Source organism: Tritonibacter aquimaris (genome assembly GCF_009617595.1).
Lineage (GTDB): Bacteria > Pseudomonadota > Alphaproteobacteria > Rhodobacterales > Rhodobacteraceae > Epibacterium > Epibacterium aquimaris.
Genome location: NZ_WIXK01000001.1, coordinates 91,274 through 108,721, shown reverse-complemented (window position 1 = coordinate 108,721; position 17,448 = coordinate 91,274). Strand labels below are relative to the sequence as shown.

Annotated in this window: 18 protein-coding genes; 1 reads left to right on the top strand and 17 read right to left on the bottom strand. The window is 57.4% G+C overall.

All coding sequences use genetic code 11. From position 1 onward, the window contains the following. The 16 genes from nuoH to GG681_RS00380 form a co-directional block, all read right to left on the bottom strand. Nucleotides 1-1,038 (bottom strand): NADH-quinone oxidoreductase subunit NuoH, encoded by a 1,038-nt coding sequence (gene nuoH / locus GG681_RS00455; protein WP_153543990.1) that lies wholly within the window; start codon nucleotides 1,036-1,038, stop codon nucleotides 1-3. 6 nt (nucleotides 1,039-1,044) lie between these two features. Continuing rightward, the gene (locus GG681_RS00450; protein ID WP_153543988.1) at nucleotides 1,045-1,419 is read right to left on the bottom strand and encodes a hypothetical protein; all 375 of its coding nucleotides are present in this window, start codon (nucleotides 1,417-1,419) and stop codon (nucleotides 1,045-1,047) included. After that, the gene (nuoG, locus tag GG681_RS00445; RefSeq protein WP_153543986.1) at nucleotides 1,419-3,440 is read right to left on the bottom strand and encodes an NADH-quinone oxidoreductase subunit NuoG; all 2,022 of its coding nucleotides are present in this window, start codon (nucleotides 3,438-3,440) and stop codon (nucleotides 1,419-1,421) included. Before nuoG ends, GG681_RS00450 begins: the two co-directional genes overlap by 1 nt. A gap of 3 nt (nucleotides 3,441-3,443) precedes the next feature. Next, nucleotides 3,444-3,851 carry a DUF5333 domain-containing protein gene (locus GG681_RS00440; RefSeq protein WP_153543983.1) on the bottom strand — a complete coding sequence of 136 codons (408 nt, stop codon included), beginning with the start codon at nucleotides 3,849-3,851 and terminating at the stop codon, nucleotides 3,444-3,446. A gap of 98 nt (nucleotides 3,852-3,949) precedes the next feature. Further along, nucleotides 3,950-4,306, bottom strand: a complete 357-nt coding sequence (locus GG681_RS00435; RefSeq protein WP_153543981.1) for a hypothetical protein — start codon at nucleotides 4,304-4,306, stop codon at nucleotides 3,950-3,952. Nucleotides 4,307-4,352: 46 nt separating this feature from the next. After that, complete coding sequence (gene nuoF / locus GG681_RS00430; protein WP_153543979.1) at nucleotides 4,353-5,651, bottom strand: NADH-quinone oxidoreductase subunit NuoF; 1,299 nt, start codon at nucleotides 5,649-5,651, stop codon at nucleotides 4,353-4,355. Between the two features lie 6 nt (nucleotides 5,652-5,657). Further along, nucleotides 5,658-5,897, bottom strand: coding sequence for a DUF5337 domain-containing protein (locus GG681_RS00425; RefSeq protein WP_153543977.1), 240 nt, complete (start codon nucleotides 5,895-5,897; stop codon nucleotides 5,658-5,660). 44 nt (nucleotides 5,898-5,941) lie between these two features. After that, nucleotides 5,942-7,060, bottom strand: coding sequence for an NADH-quinone oxidoreductase subunit NuoE (nuoE, locus tag GG681_RS00420; protein WP_153543975.1), 1,119 nt, complete (start codon nucleotides 7,058-7,060; stop codon nucleotides 5,942-5,944). After that, on the bottom strand, nucleotides 7,060-8,283 hold the full coding sequence (locus GG681_RS00415) for an NADH-quinone oxidoreductase subunit D (RefSeq protein WP_194287109.1): 1,224 nt from the start codon (nucleotides 8,281-8,283) through the stop codon (nucleotides 7,060-7,062). Before GG681_RS00415 ends, nuoE begins: the two co-directional genes overlap by 1 nt. Then, nucleotides 8,283-8,888 (bottom strand): NADH-quinone oxidoreductase subunit C, encoded by a 606-nt coding sequence (locus GG681_RS00410; RefSeq protein WP_153543971.1) that lies wholly within the window; start codon nucleotides 8,886-8,888, stop codon nucleotides 8,283-8,285. The genes GG681_RS00415 and GG681_RS00410 overlap by 1 nt, the downstream gene beginning before the upstream one ends. 19 nt (nucleotides 8,889-8,907) lie before the next feature. Further along, complete coding sequence (locus GG681_RS00405) at nucleotides 8,908-9,441, bottom strand: NuoB/complex I 20 kDa subunit family protein (RefSeq protein WP_194287108.1); 534 nt, start codon at nucleotides 9,439-9,441, stop codon at nucleotides 8,908-8,910. Continuing rightward, nucleotides 9,432-9,797, bottom strand: a complete 366-nt coding sequence (locus tag GG681_RS00400; RefSeq protein WP_328593212.1) for an NADH-quinone oxidoreductase subunit A — start codon at nucleotides 9,795-9,797, stop codon at nucleotides 9,432-9,434. The genes GG681_RS00405 and GG681_RS00400 overlap by 10 nt, the downstream gene beginning before the upstream one ends. Nucleotides 9,798-10,037: 240 nt before the next feature. Continuing rightward, nucleotides 10,038-10,835 carry a crotonase/enoyl-CoA hydratase family protein gene (locus GG681_RS00395; protein WP_153543969.1) on the bottom strand — a complete coding sequence of 266 codons (798 nt, stop codon included), beginning with the start codon at nucleotides 10,833-10,835 and terminating at the stop codon, nucleotides 10,038-10,040. A 1-nt stretch (nucleotide 10,836) separates the two neighbouring features. Continuing rightward, nucleotides 10,837-11,712 carry a hydroxymethylglutaryl-CoA lyase gene (locus GG681_RS00390; protein WP_153543967.1) on the bottom strand — a complete coding sequence of 292 codons (876 nt, stop codon included), beginning with the start codon at nucleotides 11,710-11,712 and terminating at the stop codon, nucleotides 10,837-10,839. 36 nt (nucleotides 11,713-11,748) lie between these two features. Further along, entirely contained in the window at nucleotides 11,749-13,695 is a 1,947-nt protein-coding gene (locus tag GG681_RS00385; RefSeq protein WP_153543965.1) for an acetyl/propionyl/methylcrotonyl-CoA carboxylase subunit alpha, read from the bottom strand. Between the two features lie 68 nt (nucleotides 13,696-13,763). Then, on the bottom strand, nucleotides 13,764-15,368 hold the full coding sequence (locus GG681_RS00380; protein ID WP_153543963.1) for a carboxyl transferase domain-containing protein: 1,605 nt from the start codon (nucleotides 15,366-15,368) through the stop codon (nucleotides 13,764-13,766). Between the two features lie 182 nt (nucleotides 15,369-15,550). On the opposite strand from GG681_RS00380, the gene GG681_RS00375 reads away from it, so the two are divergent. Next, nucleotides 15,551-16,156: an OmpW/AlkL family protein gene (locus GG681_RS00375; protein ID WP_153543961.1), complete on the top strand. Its 606-nt coding sequence runs from the start codon at nucleotides 15,551-15,553 to the stop codon at nucleotides 16,154-16,156. A 95-nt stretch (nucleotides 16,157-16,251) separates the two neighbouring features. Here the strand turns inward: GG681_RS00375 and GG681_RS00370 are convergent, their stop codons facing one another. After that, the gene (locus GG681_RS00370; protein ID WP_153543959.1) at nucleotides 16,252-17,412 is read right to left on the bottom strand and encodes an isovaleryl-CoA dehydrogenase; all 1,161 of its coding nucleotides are present in this window, start codon (nucleotides 17,410-17,412) and stop codon (nucleotides 16,252-16,254) included. Nucleotides 17,413-17,448 lie beyond the last annotated feature (36 nt).

Here is a 17,448-nt window from a genome sequence, read left to right as displayed (position 1 = left end):
TCAGCCTCCTGTGCTCCAGCGGGCAAATGCCCCCCAGAACCAATCGAAACGTGCAGCAAAGGATACAAAGACCACCCATACCAGCGAGAACGGCAGGAAGACTTTCCAGCCAAGGCGCATCAGTTGGTCGTAGCGGTAGCGTGGGGTGATGGCTTTCACCATTGCAAAAAGGAAGAAGAAGAACGCCATCTTCGCCACCATCCACAGCGCCCCATCGGCGATGAATGGAATGGGGGAGAGCCAGCCGCCAAAGAACAACAGCGAGGTCAGCGCGCACATCAGGAAGATGGCGATATATTCACCAGCCATGAACAGCAGGAACGGTGTTGAGGAATATTCCACCTGATAGCCCGCAACCAGTTCTGATTCCGCTTCGGGAAGGTCAAACGGTGGACGGTTGGTTTCCGCCAGGCAGGAGATGAAGAACAGGAAGACCATCGGGAAATGCGGCACCCAGTACCAGTTGAACAGCCCGGCCGAACCGTCCTGCGCCCGCACGATATCGCCAAAGTTCATCGACCCGGTTGAAATGATCACACCGATGATGATCAGGCCGATCGAGACCTCATAAGAAATCATCTGCGCCGCTGAGCGCAAGCTGCCGAGGAATGGGTATTTGGAGTTTGACGCCCAGCCCCCCATGATCACGCCGTACACTTCCAATGAAGAGACCGCAAAGACATAGAGGATCGCGACATTGATGTCCGAGAGCACCCAGCTGTCGTTGAACGGGATCACCGCCCAGGCAATCATCGCCAGCACAAAAGATGTAAGCGGTGCCAGCATGAACACTGTGCGATCAGAGCCGGCCGGGATGACCACCTCTTTCACTACGTATTTCAGCGCATCCGCGATCGTTTGCAGCAGGCCATAAACCCCCACCACATTGGGGCCACGACGCATCTGCACCGCTGCCCAGATCTTGCGGTCGCCATAGACCAGAAACAGAAGCGAGATCATCACAAAAGCTACAACCGCAAGGGTCTGCGCCAGGATCAGAACTGCAATGCCGCCTGGGGTGTTAAAGAAGTCAGTCATTTGTCCTCACACCGTAGGTATTCCGTTGGCCTCACAGGATGCGACCACGACTTCAGCGTCGATGGTGCGCAGCCCGCGCGGCAAAGAAGGGGAGATGGTATAGACCGCGTCCGCGCTCCAGTTACCACCTTCGTGTTTCAAATTTGTGCGCAGGTGCCGGGCAAAACCATAATCCCGGATCAGCGCGTATTGCGCCGCTGCACATTCTGCATAACGATCAACATCATCAGAACTGCGCGCATTGCGCATCTGTACATTGAACTGCACCAGATCCCCGTTCAGAAGACGTGTTTCCACACCCTCATAAACAGGCGGTGGGGCATTATCCCCCTCCGCACAGGCGCCCAAAAGCGCCAGGGATATGATTGCAGCCAAACGCATTACTCAGCCGCCATCTTCTGCGTGCTTTGGCGTGATTTCGCCATTGCCGAAAGTTCGGCCATCAATTGTGATGAACGCGCAATCGGGTTGGTCAGGTAGAAATCGCGCACCGCAGGCAGGAAAGTTGCCTTGCCCATGGCTTCCAGCGGCAGCGCCTCGACCGGGTTGTCGATCACCTCGTCGATCTTGGCGAGATGAGGCACCTCTTTGATCAGTGCTGTGCGCAGCTGAGCAAGGCTGTCATAGGGCAGTTTGGCATCCACTTCGGCGCTGAGCGCACGCAGGATGGCCCAGTTTTCCTTGGCTTCGCCGGGGGCAAAACCAGCCCGCATGGCCAGCTGTGGCCGACCTTCGGTGTTAACAAACAGACCGTTTTCTTCGGTATAGGCAGCACCTGGCAGCACCACATCAGCGCGATGCGCGCCCATGTCACCGTGGCTGCCCTGATAGATCACAAAGGCGCCAGGCGCGATTTCGATCTCATCTGCACCAAGGTTATAAATCACCTCTGCGCCATCAGTGGCGGCATCAACGCCACCCTCCGTCACCGCGCCAATGTCCATCGCCCCAACGCGCGAGGCGGCGGTGTGCAGGATCATCAGTTTGCTGTCAGTGTCCGCCGCCAGTTTCTGTGCAGCTGCCAGAACCGCAAGACCATCTGCTTCGCGCAGGGCACCCTGCCCCAGCACGATTACCGATGGGACGTCTTGGGCTTCGGGCAGGCCATTGTCCAAGAGGTTCTGCAGTGATGCGCGATCTGCACCCTGATAGTTGTAGTCATAGGTCAGATCGACCTCAGGACCAACCAGGCCAACCTGCGCCCCTTTGAGCCAGGCTTTGCGGATGCGCGCATTCAGAACCGGCGCTTCATCGCGTGGGTTGGTGCCAATGAGCTGGATGAATTTTGCATCATCAAAATCTTCGACGCTGGCGTTGCCAACATAGTTATAACGCGCGTCCAGTGGCAGGCGGGTACGATCCGTGCGGCATTCAACCTTGCCACCCAACCCTTCGACGAGTTGTTTCAACGCAAAGGCTGCTTCAACCGAAACAAGATCACCAATGAGACCAGCAACACGTTTGCCTTTCATCGCAGTGGCAACCGTTGTCAAAGCCTCAGCCCAGCTTGCAGGACGCAGGCGACCGTTTTCACGTACATAGGGGCGATCAAGGCGCTGACGGCGCAGGCCATCCCAGACAAAACGGGTCTTGTCGGAAATCCATTCCTCGTTCACGCCGTCGTGGTTGCGCGGCAGGATGCGCATCACTTCGCGCCCCTTTGTATCAACGCGAATGTTGGAGCCAAGCGCATCCATCACATCGATGGTTTCGGTCTTGGAGAGCTCCCACGGGCGCGCGGTAAACGCATAGGGTTTTGAGGTCAGCGCCCCAACCGGGCAGAGATCAATGATATTGCCCTGCAGGTTCGAGTTCAGCGTTTCATTGAGATAAGAGGTAATCTCTGAATCTTCGCCGCGCCCGGTCTGGCCCATCTGGGTGATGCCCGCCACCTCGGTGGTGAAGCGCACGCAACGGGTACAGCTGATGCAGCGGGTCATGGTGGTTGATACCAACGGCCCCAGATCAAGATCATCGCTGGCGCGTTTGTTTTCATTAAAGCGCGAGCCCGACATGCCGTAGGCCATGGCCTGATCCTGCAGGTCACATTCGCCGCCCTGATCACAGATCGGGCAATCCAGCGGGTGGTTGATCAGGAGGAACTCCATCACCCCTTCGCGCGCCTTTTTCACCATAGGTGAATTGGTTTTAACCTGCGGTGCCTGGCCTTCGGGGCCCGGGCGCAGATCGCGCACCTGCATGGCGCAAGAGGCCGCAGGTTTTGGCGGGCCGCCAACGACCTCCACCAGACACATGCGGCAGTTGCCAGCAATGGAAAGGCGCTCGTGATAGCAGAAACGTGGAATTTCCACCCCGGCCTCTTCGCAGGCCTGGATCAGGGTCAGTGCCCCTTCCACTTCAAGCTCGGTTCCGTCAATGTTGATCTTGCGGAGGTCAGACATGGTCTATTTCGCCCTCAATAATACGCCGATCGCGCTGTTACTTTTGATTTCCGCACGCCCATAGGTGCAGAAGGATTCCGGGTTGGCATAAGACACGCCATTTTGCGCCAGAAGCTTTTCGCCTTTGGCACGCATACGGTCCTTTTCGCTGTCGGATTCCACATAGGCGCGGATTTCCGCGTCTGAGTATCCCAGCTTGTTGGCCCGAGAGCGCAGACGCTGCAGCTCTCCCAGACCTCGAAGGTAACGCGCGCTGATGCTGTTGCACTGGTCGGCCACTTCCTTGGCCACCGCAACCGCAAACAGCGGGTTCTCGATTTCAGGCACATCACGCAGCGACGGTCTATCCCCCGCTGCAAGAGGGGTTCCCAGCCCAATAAGGGCTGCTGCAACGTAAATAGGCAAACGCATGATCGACTCCTTTGAACAAGAGCCGCCACTGCGCGCAAAATGCGTGTGGTTATTCAATAACCATGCGCATCCCTGCCCCAGATATGTCGCTAATCCGCTCACGCGTCGCAGACCCCTTCAAAGATCGCATCTTTCCCGTCGAGCACCAAAGCACTGTCGAGATTGAGCGGATCATTGCGCCAATTGATGTCAGACAGGCCGTAGTTTGCGATGCAATAGGCTGTGCCTTCATGGTGGGCTGCCGCGCGCGCGCCGTTTTCAGACCGCAGTGCATCTTTGACAGCCACACGAAATTCCGCCAGGTTTTCCTTTTTGTTGAGCGCCTTGGCAGAAGCCCGAAACGGAATACCGTCGTAGCGCGTGCGATCGTCTTTGGCTTTTGCGCCACATCCAGCAACCACAAGGGTCGCGCAGATAGCCGCTGTCGCTACACTCAGTTTCCGTTTTTGAACCATGTTTCCTTCGTCCTTTACAGTTCAACGACGCCGAAGCGCCGCATCCTTACTCGGCTGCAAACGCGCCCATGCGGCCCGTTTTGTTTGCCTTGATCCGATCCTCAATCTCTTCGCGGAAATTGCGGATAAGACCCTGAATTGGCCAAGCCGCCGCATCACCCAAAGCACAGATCGTGTGGCCTTCGACCTGTTTGGTTACATCCCACAACATATCGATTTCTTCGGGCTCTGCTTCGCCTTTAACAAGACGATCCATCACCCGCATCATCCAACCGGTGCCTTCGCGACACGGTGTACATTGGCCGCAGCTTTCGTGTTTGTAGAAATAGCTCAGCCGCCAGATCGCTTTGATGATGTCGGTCTGCTTGTCCATGACGATCACCGCCGCTGTGCCAAGACCCGAGCCAAGTTCACCGCGCAGATAGTCAAAATCCATGATCGCATCGCGCATGTTCTCGCCGCGCACACATGGCACGGACGAGCCGCCCGGAATAACCGCCAGCAGATTGTCCCAGCCGCCGCGGATACCACCGCAGTGTTTTTCGATCAGCTCTTCAAAGGAGATCGACATTGCCTCTTCGACAACACAGGGGTTGTTGACGTGACCCGAGATCGCAAACAGTTTGGTGCCCGCATTGTTCGGGCGGCCAAAGCCTGCAAACCATTCCGCGCCGCGGCGCAGGATTGTCGGAACAACAGCAATGGATTCAACGTTGTTCACCGTGGTCGGGCAACCATAAAGGCCCGCACCCGCCGGGAACGGCGGTTTCATCCGCGGCATGCCTTTTTTGCCTTCGAGGCTTTCGATCAGCGCGGTTTCTTCGCCGCAGATATAGGCCCCGGCACCATGGTGCAGGAAGACATCAAAATCCCAGCCGGAGCCAGCTGCGTTTTTGCCCAGAAGACCTGCGTCATAGGCCTCATCAATGGCGTGCTGCAGCGCTTCGCGTTCGCGGATATATTCACCGCGCAGGTAGATGTAGCAGGTATGTGCATTCATCGCGAAAGACGCAATCAGCGCACCTTCGATCAGCGTATGCGGATCATGGCGCATGATTTCGCGGTCTTTACAGGTGCCCGGCTCCGATTCATCGGCGTTGATCACCAGATAAGACGGGCGACCATCGCTTTCTTTGGGCATGAACGACCATTTCAAACCAGTGGGAAAGCCCGCGCCGCCCCGGCCGCGCAGACCGCTGTCCTTCATGGTTTGCACAACCCAGTCACGACCCTTTTCGATCAGACCGGCAGTGCCGTCCCAATGTCCACGGGCCTGGGCGCCTTTCAGCGTGCGTTCGTGCATCCCATAAAGGTTGGTAAAGATCCGGTCCTGGTCCTTCAGCATGTCTGCCTACCTTTGGTTCTTCTGTTCACTGTCCCGACGCATGCGCCAGAGTTGCAAGATATTGACCATCGCATAGATGAGCCCACCAAGGGCTGCGAAATCAAAGAGCAATGCATAGCGCCCCGGCAGCCCCAATGCGGGGCCAACAAAAAGCGACAGACCCAGCCAGATGCAGATCGTGGCAGCAATGACGATAGCAATGTGCCGACCTTTTGCTGCAATGGCTTGATCTTGATGCGTGCTCATATGGTCCAATCTAGGTTTAGCGGCCCCTTATCGGGGCCAGCTGGTTATTTTTCGTAAACGCCATCTTTCTTGGCCCGAGCAGAGAATTCGGTCTCTTCCCCAGCAGCAAGTTGCTTGGCTTGTTCAATCCAGCCGTCCCGTTCGATCCGGCCTTTGAATTTCAGTCGGCTGTCGACCCAGGCGACCTCGGCCTCGCTCCAGGCAGCAACCTGATCAAAGTGGAAAAAGCCCAGTTCGTTCAGGGTCTCTTCCAGCTTGGGGCCAACCCCTTTGAGCAGCTTGAGATCATCCGCCTTGCCGTCACGTGCTGCTTTCAGCAGTTCGGGTTCGGCTTCGGCCACCTCAGCGGGTTTGGCTGCTGGCTTGGCCTCTGCCGCCTGTTTCACCGCAGGCTTGGGGCGCGCAGGCGCTTTGGGCGTGGGCTCAGCTGCGGCGCGACCGGCAACAACGCCATCTTTGCCAACCCAAGGGGTCAGCAACGGCACCTCATCGCCCTGAATGCGCTTCACACCATCTTTGATGGACAGCGCCAGCTCAACCGAAGCGTTGTGTGCAGGTTTGCCCGCTTCATATTCAGTCAGCGAGGTCAGCCCACCTTTGGGTTCTGCAGCGTAGCGCCCGTTTTGCGGCCCCGGTGCCACCAGCTTGCCAGCGGCAAGGTCATCCAGCATCTGCGAAAACCCAACGGCGGTCAGATCTTCGTAGTAGTCTTTGCCGATCTGAGCCATAGGCGCATTGGTGCAAGAGCCAAGGCATTCCACCTCTTCCCAGGTAAATTTGCCATCTTCGGACAGGGTGTAAGGGGTTGGTGCAATCTTTTCTTTGCAGATCGCAACCAGATCCTCGGCCCCGCAGATCATGCAAGACGTGGTGCCGCAGATCTGAACATGCGCTACAGAGCCCGTGGGCTGCAGCTGGAACATGAAATAGAAGGACGCAACCTCAAGCACGCGAATATGCGCCATGCCCAGCATGTCACCGATATATTCGATCGCAGGCTTGCTGACCCAGCCCTCCTGTTCTTGTGCGCGCCACAGCAGCGGGATCACTGCTGAGGCTTCGCGCCCTTCGGGGAATTTTGTGATCTGCGCTTCAGCCCAGGCCTGGTTGGCTGGCGTAAAGGCGAAGCTTTCAGGTTGTTCGTGGTGCAGACGGCGCAGCATTAGCGGTCGATCTCCCCAAATACGATATCCATGGTGCCAATAATGGCGGCAACATCCGCAAGCTGGTGACCTTTGGCCAGGTGATCCATTGCCTGCAGGTGCAAAAAGCCCGGTGCGCGCAGCTTGGCGCGGTAGGGTTTATTGCTGCCATCGGCAACAAGATAAACGCCAAACTCACCCTTGGGGGCTTCAACTGCGGCGTAGACCTCACCGGCGGGCACGTGAAAGCCCTCGGTGTAAAGCTTGAAGTGGTGGATCAAGCTTTCCATCGACTGTTTCATGTCACCGCGTTTCGGCGGTGTCAGCTTGCCACGCGCCAGCACGTCGCCAGTGGCTTCGCGCAGTTTGTGAATGGCCTGACGCATGATCGACAGCGACTGGCGCATCTCTTCCATACGGCACAGATAGCGATCATAGCAGTCGCCATTTTTGCCCACGGGCACCTGGAAGTCGAACTCGTCGTAGCATTCATAAGGCTGGGCGCGGCGCAGATCCCAGGCAAAGCCGGAACCACGTACCATCACGCCAGAAAAGCCGTATTTCAGAATGTCATCTTCGGTCACAACGCCAATGTCACAGTTACGCTGTTTGAAGATGCGGTTTTCGGTCAAAAGCCCGTCGATGTCGTCAAGTACGCGGGGGAATTCAATCGCCCATTCCTCGATATCATCCAGAAGCTCATCCGGCAGATCCTGATGCACACCACCGGGGCGGAAATAAGCTGCGTGCAGACGCGCACCACAGGCACGTTCGTAAAACACCATCAGCTTTTCACGCTCTTCAAAACCCCAAAGCGGCGGGGTCAGCGCGCCCACATCCATCGCCTGGGTGGTCACGTTCAGAAGGTGGTTCAGGATACGGCCGATTTCAGAATAAAGCACCCGAATAAGCTGGCCACGGCGCGGAACTTCAACACCCGTAAGCTTTTCAATCGCCAGACACCAGGCATGTTCCTGGTTCATCGGCGCCACATAATCGAGGCGGTCGAAATACGGCAGGTTCTGCAGGTAGGTGCGGCTTTCCATCAGCTTTTCGGTGCCGCGGTGCAGCAGACCGATGTGAGGATCGCAGCGTTCAACAATTTCACCGTCCAGTTCCAGAACCAGACGCAGAACCCCGTGTGCCGCAGGGTGCTGCGGGCCGAAGTTGATGTTGAAGTTGCGGATTTTCTGTTCGCCGCTCAGCGCGTCAACGCTGCCGTCGTCAAATTTGGAGCCGTCCATCAGTTTGCCCCCTCTTTTTCGTCACCCGGCAGCACGTATTCAGCACCTTCCCAGGGAGACATGAAATCAAACTGGCGATATTCCTGAACCAGCTTCACCGGTTCATAGACAACACGTTTTTGCGCCTCGTCATAGCGCACCTCAGTATAACCTGTGGTCGGGAAGTCCTTGCGCATCGGGTAGCCGCGGAAGCCATAGTCCGTCAGCAGGCGGCGCAGATCTGGGTGGCCTGTGAACAGGATGCCGAACATGTCAAAGACTTCGCGTTCAAACCAATTCGCCGATGGGTGTACATTGACGATAGATGGCAGCATCTCATCTTCGCGGACAGAAACCCGCAGGCGGATGCGCTGGTTCTGGTACATTGACAGGAAGTGATACACCACATCAAAGCGTTTGGTGCGTTCCGGGTAATCCACTGCGGTAATGTCAACAAGTGACGAGAATTTACACGCCGGGTCCGCCAGAAGGAAATCCACCAAGCCAACAATATTGCTAGGCTTTACGTCTACGTTGAGTTCACCGTGGGTGACGTCCCAGGCTAGAACGCACTCTGGACGTTTGGCTTCGATCTGGGCTCCGAGTTCATTTAGTGCTTCGCTCATTGCTATATCTGCGCCCCCTTTAGCGTACGAGTGTACCGGTACGGCGGATCTTGCGTTGCAGCTGCATCAGGCCATACAGCAGTGCTTCAGCCGTGGGCGGGCAGCCCGGCACGTAGATATCCACTGGCACGACGCGGTCACAACCACGCACAACGGAATAGGAATAATGGTAGTAGCCACCGCCATTTGCACAGGATCCCATCGAGATCACGTAGCGCGGCTCAGGCATCTGATCGTAGACTTTGCGCAGCGCCGGGGCCATTTTATTGGTCAGCGTGCCCGCAACGATCATCACATCGGACTGACGCGGGGAAGCGCGCGGCGCAATGCCAAAGCGCTCAGCGTCATAACGTGGCATGGAGGTGTGCATCATCTCAACCGCGCAGCAGGCCAGACCAAAGGTCATCCAGTGCAGCGAACCGGTGCGAGCCCAGTTGATAATGTCTTCAGCAGAGGTCAACAGGAAACCTTTATCCTGCAGCTCAGTGTTAATCGCGCGGGTGACAACCTCTTTGTCGACACCAGCGGTGTTTGCCCCTGCCATCACTCCCATTCCAGCGCTCCTTTTTTCCACTCATAGGCGAATCCGATGGTCAACACACCCAGGAAAACCATCATTGACCAGAACCCCACATCGCTTAGGTCGCGAAAGCCCACAGCCCATGGGAACAGGAAGGCAATTTCGAGGTCAAAAATGATGAACAGAATGGAGACCAGATAGAAGCGCACATCGAACTTCATCCGAGCGTCGTCAAAGGCGTTGAAACCACATTCATACGCGCTGACTTTTTCAGGATCCGGGTTGCGCACGGCAAGAATAACCGCAGCCAGAATAAGAACAAGTCCAAGGCCGACCGCAATGGCCAGAAACACTAGGATTGGGAGATATTCCCGCAACATCTCTTCCACGATTAGCTCCTTTCCGAGCACGCATATTGTTGCGCACCGTCAATTGGCGTGTTGGCTTGGAGTTGTGTCTATCCCTCGCTCAGGGGTGCGTCAACCAACGCATGGTTAATAGCTAACTGTTCTGTAAATGGTGTCGCGAAAAGAGTGCAGAAAACCGAATTTCTGATTAATTTCATAAGGATAATGCCGCTTCGTTCTCCAAATTACTTCAGATCAATAAAGCGGCATATTTTCAATGACTTACTTCCGCCAAGCGGGAAGCTCCTTGGCGAAGAAAGCTCTTATCCCTGCCTCTGCTTCACCCTTTGCCCAGCACTCGGACAGGGCCTCAATTGTGCGAGATATATTTTGGGTATCACCTTTTGAACCGAGCATCTGCAGCAATTTCTTTGAATCAGCGACCGCTAACGGGGCACTTTGCAGATGGTGTTCGACCTCTTTTTCCACCGCAAGGGACAAAGAGTCGCCCGCAACGGTCTGCGCCAGAAGATTGAACCTAACCGCTTCATTTGCATCAAAGATCCGACCGGACAAAATGACCCGGCGGGCAAAAACCTCGCCCATGCGCGCCACGATATAGGGGCCGATGGTGGCCGGGATCAGGCCAAGGCGCGTTTCGGTCAGGGCGAATTTGGTCTCATGGCTGGCGATGGCAATATCGCAGACCGAAATCATCCCCACACCGCCGCCAAAGGCATTTCCCTGCACCGCCGCAATCACAGCTTTGGGAAGCTCGTTCCAACGCTGCAACATCTCTGCCAATTTGCGCGCTTCGCTCTCCCGCACCTGTTGATTTGCATCAACCTGTGCTTGCATCCAACCAAGATCACCACCAGCGCAGAAGCTTTTGCCATTGGCCGCCAGAACCACCACCCGCACAGCGCGTTCCTGCGCCAGCCAATCGGCCACATCCGAAAGTTCGGCAATCATCTGCGCCGAAAGCGCATTGTGTTTATCCGGCCGGTTCAGGGTGACCGTAGCCACCCCGCGTGCATCCACATCCAGCAGCAGGGTTTCCAGATTTTCAAAAGGGGTCATTTTAATCTCTTTCTGTTTTGGCACCTTGGCTGCGCATGGAGCGTGCCAGATCCGCAGCCTTGCTCAGCTCTGCGGGATCAACACCGGTTTCATAGCCCAGCCGGAGCAGGTGATCGTTGAGCGCCTCTGTGGCGAGATTGCCAGCCGCGCCCGGCGCAAAGGGACATCCGCCAAGACCACCCACAGCCGCATCAAACACACGCACCCCAAGCGAAAGCGCACAATCCACATTGTCGAGCGCGCGGGTGCTGGTGTCATGGAAGTGCCCGGCCAGACGTGACGCTGGCACCACTTCGCGCACCGCCAAAAGCATCTTGGCGATCTGATCTGGGCTGGCACGGCCAATGGTGTCACCGAGGGAGATCTCATAGCAGCCCATCGCAAAGAGCTTTTCGGCAACCTGCGCCACCTGTTCAGGCGCAACCGCGCCATCATAGGGGCATTCCGCCACACATGAGACATAGCCCCGCACCGGCAGATCTATATGGCGCGCAGCGTCCAGGATTGGCGCAAAGCGTTCAAAGCTGCCCGCGATGTCAGTGTTGAGATTGGCCTGGGAAAACCCCTCGGAGGCTGAGGCAAACACCGCGATTTCATCTGCCTTGGCCGCAAGCGCCCGCTCATAGCCGCGCATATTGGGCGTTAGCGCCGCATAACGCTTGCCCTCATGGCGCGTGATCCCCTGCAGCACCTCACCGCTATCTGCCATCTGTGGCACCCATTTGGGCGACACAAAGCTTGCGATTTCAATGCGGGTAAACCCGGCCGTGCTCAGCTGGTTGACCAGATTGATCTTATCTTCTGTGGCGATGAGGCCGGGCTCGTTTTGCAGCCCGTCCCGTGGTCCCACCTCAAAGATCTCAACAAATTCGCTCATCTCTATGCCTCCTGAACTGACTGCCGGGCGTGCAGATCATTCTTCATCCAAAAGCTTGATCAAAGGCGCACCCACCAGAACCTGATCGTCAACGGCGGCAAGAACCTCCTCCACCTGCCCGTCCCGACCCGCAACCAATGTGTGCTCCATTTTCATCGCTTCCAGCACCACAAGGCGATCGCCCTGCGCGACCTGCTGCCCCGCTTCTACAAACACAGCTTTGATCAAGCCGGGCATCGGTGCAATGATTTGATCACCCTGATCCACATCATCACCGCCACGTGCCAGCGGATCAGACTGGGAAAACACATGGGTGATCGCGGCGTCAAAGACGCTGATCTGACCATCCTTAGCCAGATGCACATCGGGCAACGCCAACCCGGCCGCGCGCCAAATGTCACCATGACGGGTGATTTCAACCGTGTCCTGAGCCACCTGCCAGCGCTGATGATCTGGCCCCAGAACTTCAACCGCGAGGGTGATTTCATCCTCGCCACTGAGCAGGGTCACATTCTGGCGCAATGGCGCCCAAAGCGAGAAGCCCATCTGCGCATCGACATGCCCGCCAAGGCCCAATGCCGCCTGCCCGGCTGCAATCAGGCTGACAGCGGTCGGTGCAACCTGTTTGGTCAGCGCGGCAAGATCGCGATCAATCAACCCCGTGTCGACGTCGCCCGCGCCAAATCCCTGATGCGCAGCCAGTGCCGACAGGAATTCGAGATTGGTGATGGTGCCCGCAATATTGGTGTTTTGCAGCGCGCGCTGCAATTGGTTGAGCGCAGCTGTTCGGGTGGGCCCATGCACGGTGATCTTAGCCACCATGGGATCATACCAGGGGCTGATATCATCGCCAGTTCTGACACCGGTATCGATGCGCGCGCCGTGGTCAGGGAAGCTCACATGGCTGAGATGCCCGGTTGCGGGCAAAAACCCTGCGGGCACGTCCTCGGCGTAAAGGCGCGCTTCAAAGGCATGACCTGAGATGGTGAGATCGGATTGTTGCGCAGGCAGCGGCTCACCTGAGGCCACGCGCAGCATCCATTCCACCAGATCCACGCCGGTGATTTCCTCGGTCACCGGGTGCTCCACCTGTAGGCGGGTGTTCATCTCCATGAACCAGAACCCATCCGGGTGCAGACCGTTGGAACCATCCACAATGAATTCGATTGTGCCCGCACCGCTGTAAGATATTGCCTCGGCAGCTTTGACCGCGGCCTCGCCCATGGCGGCGCGCATTTCAGTGCTCATGCCCGGTGCGGGGGCTTCTTCGATGACTTTCTGATGGCGGCGCTGCAATGAGCAGTCGCGCTCAAACAGATGCACCGCGCGGGTGCCATCACCAAAGACCTGCACCTCGATATGGCGCGGTGAGGTGATGTATTTCTCGATCAAGACCGCCGGGTTGCCAAAGGCCGTGGTGGCTTCGCGCTGCGCACTTTCGAGCGCATCCAGAAAATCGTTCTCCTGCTCCACAAGGCGCATACCTTTGCCGCCGCCGCCTGCGACCGCTTTGATCAAAACGGGATAGCCGATGCGCGCGGCTTCTCGCAGCAACAGATCGGGGGCCTGATCAGAGCCGTGATAGCCCGGCACAACCGGAACGCCTGCGTGCTCCATCTCGACCTTGGCGGCATCTTTCAACCCCATGGTGCGGATCGCCGCAGCAGACGGGCCAATAAACACCAGACCCGCAGCCTCAACCGCGTCGACAAAATCAGGGTTTTCCGAAAGGAATCCATAGCCGGGATGGATGGCCTGCGCCCCCGATTTCAGCGCAACCTCAATCAGGCGTGCGCCCTGAAGGTAGCTTTCGGCTGGAGCGGCACCCCCAATGTGATAGGCCTCATCCGCAAGCGCCACATGGCGCGCATTTGCATCCGCGTCGGAATAGACCGCGACGCAGCTGACGCCGAGGCGCTGCGCGGTTTCCATAATGCGACAGGCGATTTCACCGCGGTTTGCGATCAGGATTTTATCAAACATCTGCGTTGCCCTCTTTTATGGCGGGGGCCAGCCCCCGCACCCCCGGAGTATTTGTGAAAAGGTGAAGATCACATGCGGAATACGCCATAGCGGGTCTCCTCAATCGGGGCGTTCAGAGCGGCGCGCAAAGACAATGTCAGCACATCGCGCGTTTTTCGGGGATCAATGATGCCATCGTCCCAAAGCCGGGCAGAGGCATAGAGCGGGTGGCTTTGATGTTCGAACATATCCAGGGTCGGCTGTTTGAACGCGGCTTCTTCTTCAGCGGACCAGCTGCCGCCACTGCGTTCAATCGCGTCACGTTTGACCGTGGCCAGAACACCTGCCGCCTGTGGGCCGCCCATGACCGAAATGCGGCTGTTGGGCCAGCTCCACAGGAAGCGCGGGGAATAGGCGCGCCCGGCCATGCCATAGTTGCCCGCGCCAAAAGAACCACCAATCAGCAGTGTGATCTTGGGCACGGATGTGGTGGCCACGGCAGTGACAAGTTTTGCACCATGACGGGCAATGCCTTCGTTTTCCGTGGCGCGTCCCACCATAAAGCCGGTGATATTTTGCAAAAACACCAGTGGGATTTTGCGCTGCGAACATAGTTCAACAAAATGCGCGCCTTTTTGCGCCGAGTCTGAAAACAGCACACCATTGTTGGCAATGATACCGATCGGGCAGCCGTTCACATGGGCAAAGCCTGTGATCAGGGTTTCACCAAAACGCGCCTTGAACTCATCAAAACGGGAGCCATCCACAAGGCGCGCAATCACTTCGCGCACATCATAGGGCGTGCGCAGATCCGCAGGCACAAGGCCCAGGATCTCGTCGGGGTCATAGGCAGGCTCTTCCGGGCTTTGCCAGGCAACCGTGCTGGGGAGCGTGCGGTTGAGATTGCTGACGGCCTGACGCGCCAGTGCCAGCGCATGGGCGTCATCTTCGGCGAGATAATCAGCAACGCCAGACAGGCGCGTGTGCACATCGCCACCACCAAGGTCTTCGGCAGAGACCACCTCACCGGTGGCGGCCTTCACCAGCGGCGGACCAGCCAGGAAAATCGTGCCCTGTTCGCGCACAATAATCGTGACATCTGACATGGCGGGCACATAGGCCCCGCCTGCAGTGCAGGAGCCCATCACAACCGCGATCTGGGCGATTCCCTTTGCGCTCATGCGGGCCTGGTTGTAAAAGATGCGGCCAAAGTGATCACGATCTGGAAAGACCTCATCCTGATTGGGCAGGTTCGCACCACCGCTATCCACCAGATAGACACAGGGCAGATGGTTCTCTTCGGCGATTTCCTGGGCGCGCAGGTGTTTCTTCACCGTCATCGGATAGTAGGTGCCGCCCTTCACGGTCGCGTCATTGCAGACCACCATCACCTGCTGGCCACAGACCTGCCCGATGCCCGCAATCACCCCAGCTGCGGGGGCCACATCATCATACATCCCATGCGCAGCGGTTGCGCCCACTTCCAGAAACGGCGTGCCCGGATCCAGCAGGGCTGCAACCCTATCACGCGGCAGCATTTTTCCGCGCGACAGATGGCGGGCACGGGATTTCTCCCCGCCCCCCAGTGCGGCCTGCGCCGCCACGGTTTCCACCGCCCCCAGCGCCGAAAGATGCGCCTCCTGGTTGGATTTGAACTCAGCAGATCCAGTTACAATACGAGAGGTCAGTTTCATGCGGCTCTCCCCTTCCATGATAGCGCCACCAAAGGACCACCGTCCAATTGATACATTTCCGACATGTGTTTTTCTGTTCTTTCACAGTCACTTAAGGTGAATATTTGTTGATCTAGATCAGAGTGAGCACCCCCGTTTGCGCCGATCTTGGCCGCGCAAAAAGAGAATGAGGGAAAAGACCCATGACACGTTTGATGACCGCGCTTTGCCTTGGTGCCGCAAGCCTTGCGCTGACCGCCCCTGCCTTTGCCCAATCCGCCGGTGACTGGACCCTGGGTGTGGGTGTGGTCAACGTGAACCCCAAATCCGACAATGGCACGGTTGCAAGCCGCGACGCAGATGTCGAAGACGCCACCGCGTTGCAATTCACCGCGGAATATTTCGTCACCGATAATATTGGCATCGAATTGCTGGCGGCGTCGCCGTTTGAACATGACATCAATCTGGCTGGCCTGGGCGATGTTGGCTCGGCAAAGCAACTGCCGCCCACCCTGTCGGTCAAATATCACTTCACCACCCAGAACAACTTTAAGCCCTTTGTTGGCGTTGGGGTGAACTACACCACCTTCTTTGAAGAAGAATCGCGCCTGGGCAAACTGAAGCTCGACGACAGTTTTGGCCTCGCCGCCACTGTGGGCGCTGACTGGCTGATCAGTGACACCGGTGCCATCCGATTTGACGTTCGCTACATCAAAATCGACACCGATGTAACCCTGGACGGGGCAGACATCGGCACCGCCGAGATTGATCCGGTTACCGTGGGTGTCGCCTACGTGCATCGCTTCTGATCCAACTCCCGGTCTGAACGACCTCCCGATCTCTGACAGAGATCCACTCCTCACAAGGCCCGCGCATCCCACGCGGGCCTTTTCCATGCTGCGCCCTATTGCAGGTGCATCAACTCACGTCCGATCAGCATCCGGCGGATTTCACTGGTGCCTGCGCCGATTTCCATCAGCTTGGCATCGCGGAACAATCGCCCAACCGGGTTGTCATTCAGATACCCTGCGCCGCCCAGCGCCTGCACCGCCTGATGCGCCTGGGTCATTGCAACCTCGGACGCATAAAGACAGCAGGCAGCGGCGTCCTGACGGGTGACAGTGCCCGCATCACAGGCTTTGGCCACCTCATAGGTATAGGCGCGCGCGGTATTGAGCGCGGTGTACATATCGGCGATCTTGCCCTGCATCAGTTGGAAGTTGCCGATGGGTTCGCCGAACTGTTTGCGCTCTTTCACATAGGGCATCACCTCATCCAAACAGGCGGCCATAATGCCCGTGCCAATGCCCGCAAGCACAACCCGTTCATAGTCGAGCCCGGACATCAGCACCGCAACGCCGCGCCCCTCTTCGCCGAGGATATTGTCAAACGGCACTTCTACATCGTCAAAGATCAGCTCAGCAGTGTTGGAACCGCGCATCCCCAGTTTGTCAAAATGCGGCGAGGTCGAGAAACCCTTCATGGATTTTTCCACGATAAAGGCGGTGATGCCACGTTTGCCCGCTTCGGGATCCGTCTTTGCGTAAACCACCAGCGTGTCTGCATCCGGACCGTTGGTGATCCAGTATTTGTTGCCGTTCAACACAAAGCGATCATTGCGTTTTTCAGCGCGCAGCGACATGGAAACAACATCCGAGCCTGCGCCCGCCTCGGACATGGCAAGCGCGCCAACCTGGGTGCCGTTGCACAGACCCGGCAGATATTTGGCCTTCTGTTCCTCAGTGCCATTCAGCTTGATCTGATTGACGCAGAGGTTGGAATGCGCCCCGTAAGACAGCGAAACCGAGGCGCTGGCGCGGGCAATTTCCTCGACCGCGATCACATGCGCGAGATAGCTCATGGCCGAGCCACCAAACTCTTCAGACACAGTGACGCCCAGCAGGCCCAGCTCCCCCATCTCCTGCCAAAGCTCGGCCGGGAAATCATTGTTGCGGTCGATCTCAGCCGCCATCGGCTTGACCCGCTCCTGCGCCCAGCGATGCACCACATCGCGCAAGGCGTTTACGTCTTCTCCCAGGTCAAATTGCATGCTTGACGTGAACATTGCTTTCTCCTCCGGCCCCGTGGCGCAGTATCGCCA

Coding starts and splice junctions, on each gene's coding strand:
- nuoH (WP_153543990.1), bottom strand. CDS start 1,038: ATGACTGACTTCTTTAACACCCCAGGCGGCATTGCAGTTCTGATCCTG.
- GG681_RS00450 (WP_153543988.1), bottom strand. CDS start 1,419: ATGCGTTTGGCTGCAATCATATCCCTGGCGCTTTTGGGCGCCTGTGCG.
- nuoG (WP_153543986.1), bottom strand. CDS start 3,440: ATGTCTGACCTCCGCAAGATCAACATTGACGGAACCGAGCTTGAAGTG.
- GG681_RS00440 (WP_153543983.1), bottom strand. CDS start 3,851: ATGCGTTTGCCTATTTACGTTGCAGCAGCCCTTATTGGGCTGGGAACC.
- GG681_RS00435 (WP_153543981.1), bottom strand. CDS start 4,306: ATGGTTCAAAAACGGAAACTGAGTGTAGCGACAGCGGCTATCTGCGCG.
- nuoF (WP_153543979.1), bottom strand. CDS start 5,651: ATGCTGAAGGACCAGGACCGGATCTTTACCAACCTTTATGGGATGCAC.
- GG681_RS00425 (WP_153543977.1), bottom strand. CDS start 5,897: ATGAGCACGCATCAAGATCAAGCCATTGCAGCAAAAGGTCGGCACATT.
- nuoE (WP_153543975.1), bottom strand. CDS start 7,060: ATGCTGCGCCGTCTGCACCACGAACAACCTGAAAGCTTCGCCTTTACG.
- GG681_RS00415 (WP_194287109.1), bottom strand. CDS start 8,283: ATGGACGGCTCCAAATTTGACGACGGCAGCGTTGACGCGCTGAGCGGC.
- GG681_RS00410 (WP_153543971.1), bottom strand. CDS start 8,888: ATGAGCGAAGCACTAAATGAACTCGGAGCCCAGATCGAAGCCAAACGT.
- GG681_RS00405 (WP_194287108.1), bottom strand. CDS start 9,441: ATGGGAGTGATGGCAGGGGCAAACACCGCTGGTGTCGACAAAGAGGTT.
- GG681_RS00395 (WP_153543969.1), bottom strand. CDS start 10,835: ATGACCCCTTTTGAAAATCTGGAAACCCTGCTGCTGGATGTGGATGCA.
- GG681_RS00390 (WP_153543967.1), bottom strand. CDS start 11,712: ATGAGCGAATTTGTTGAGATCTTTGAGGTGGGACCACGGGACGGGCTG.
- GG681_RS00385 (WP_153543965.1), bottom strand. CDS start 13,695: ATGTTTGATAAAATCCTGATCGCAAACCGCGGTGAAATCGCCTGTCGC.
- GG681_RS00380 (WP_153543963.1), bottom strand. CDS start 15,368: ATGAAACTGACCTCTCGTATTGTAACTGGATCTGCTGAGTTCAAATCC.
- GG681_RS00375 (WP_153543961.1), top strand. CDS start 15,551: ATGACACGTTTGATGACCGCGCTTTGCCTTGGTGCCGCAAGCCTTGCG.
- GG681_RS00370 (WP_153543959.1), bottom strand. CDS start 17,412: ATGTTCACGTCAAGCATGCAATTTGACCTGGGAGAAGACGTAAACGCC.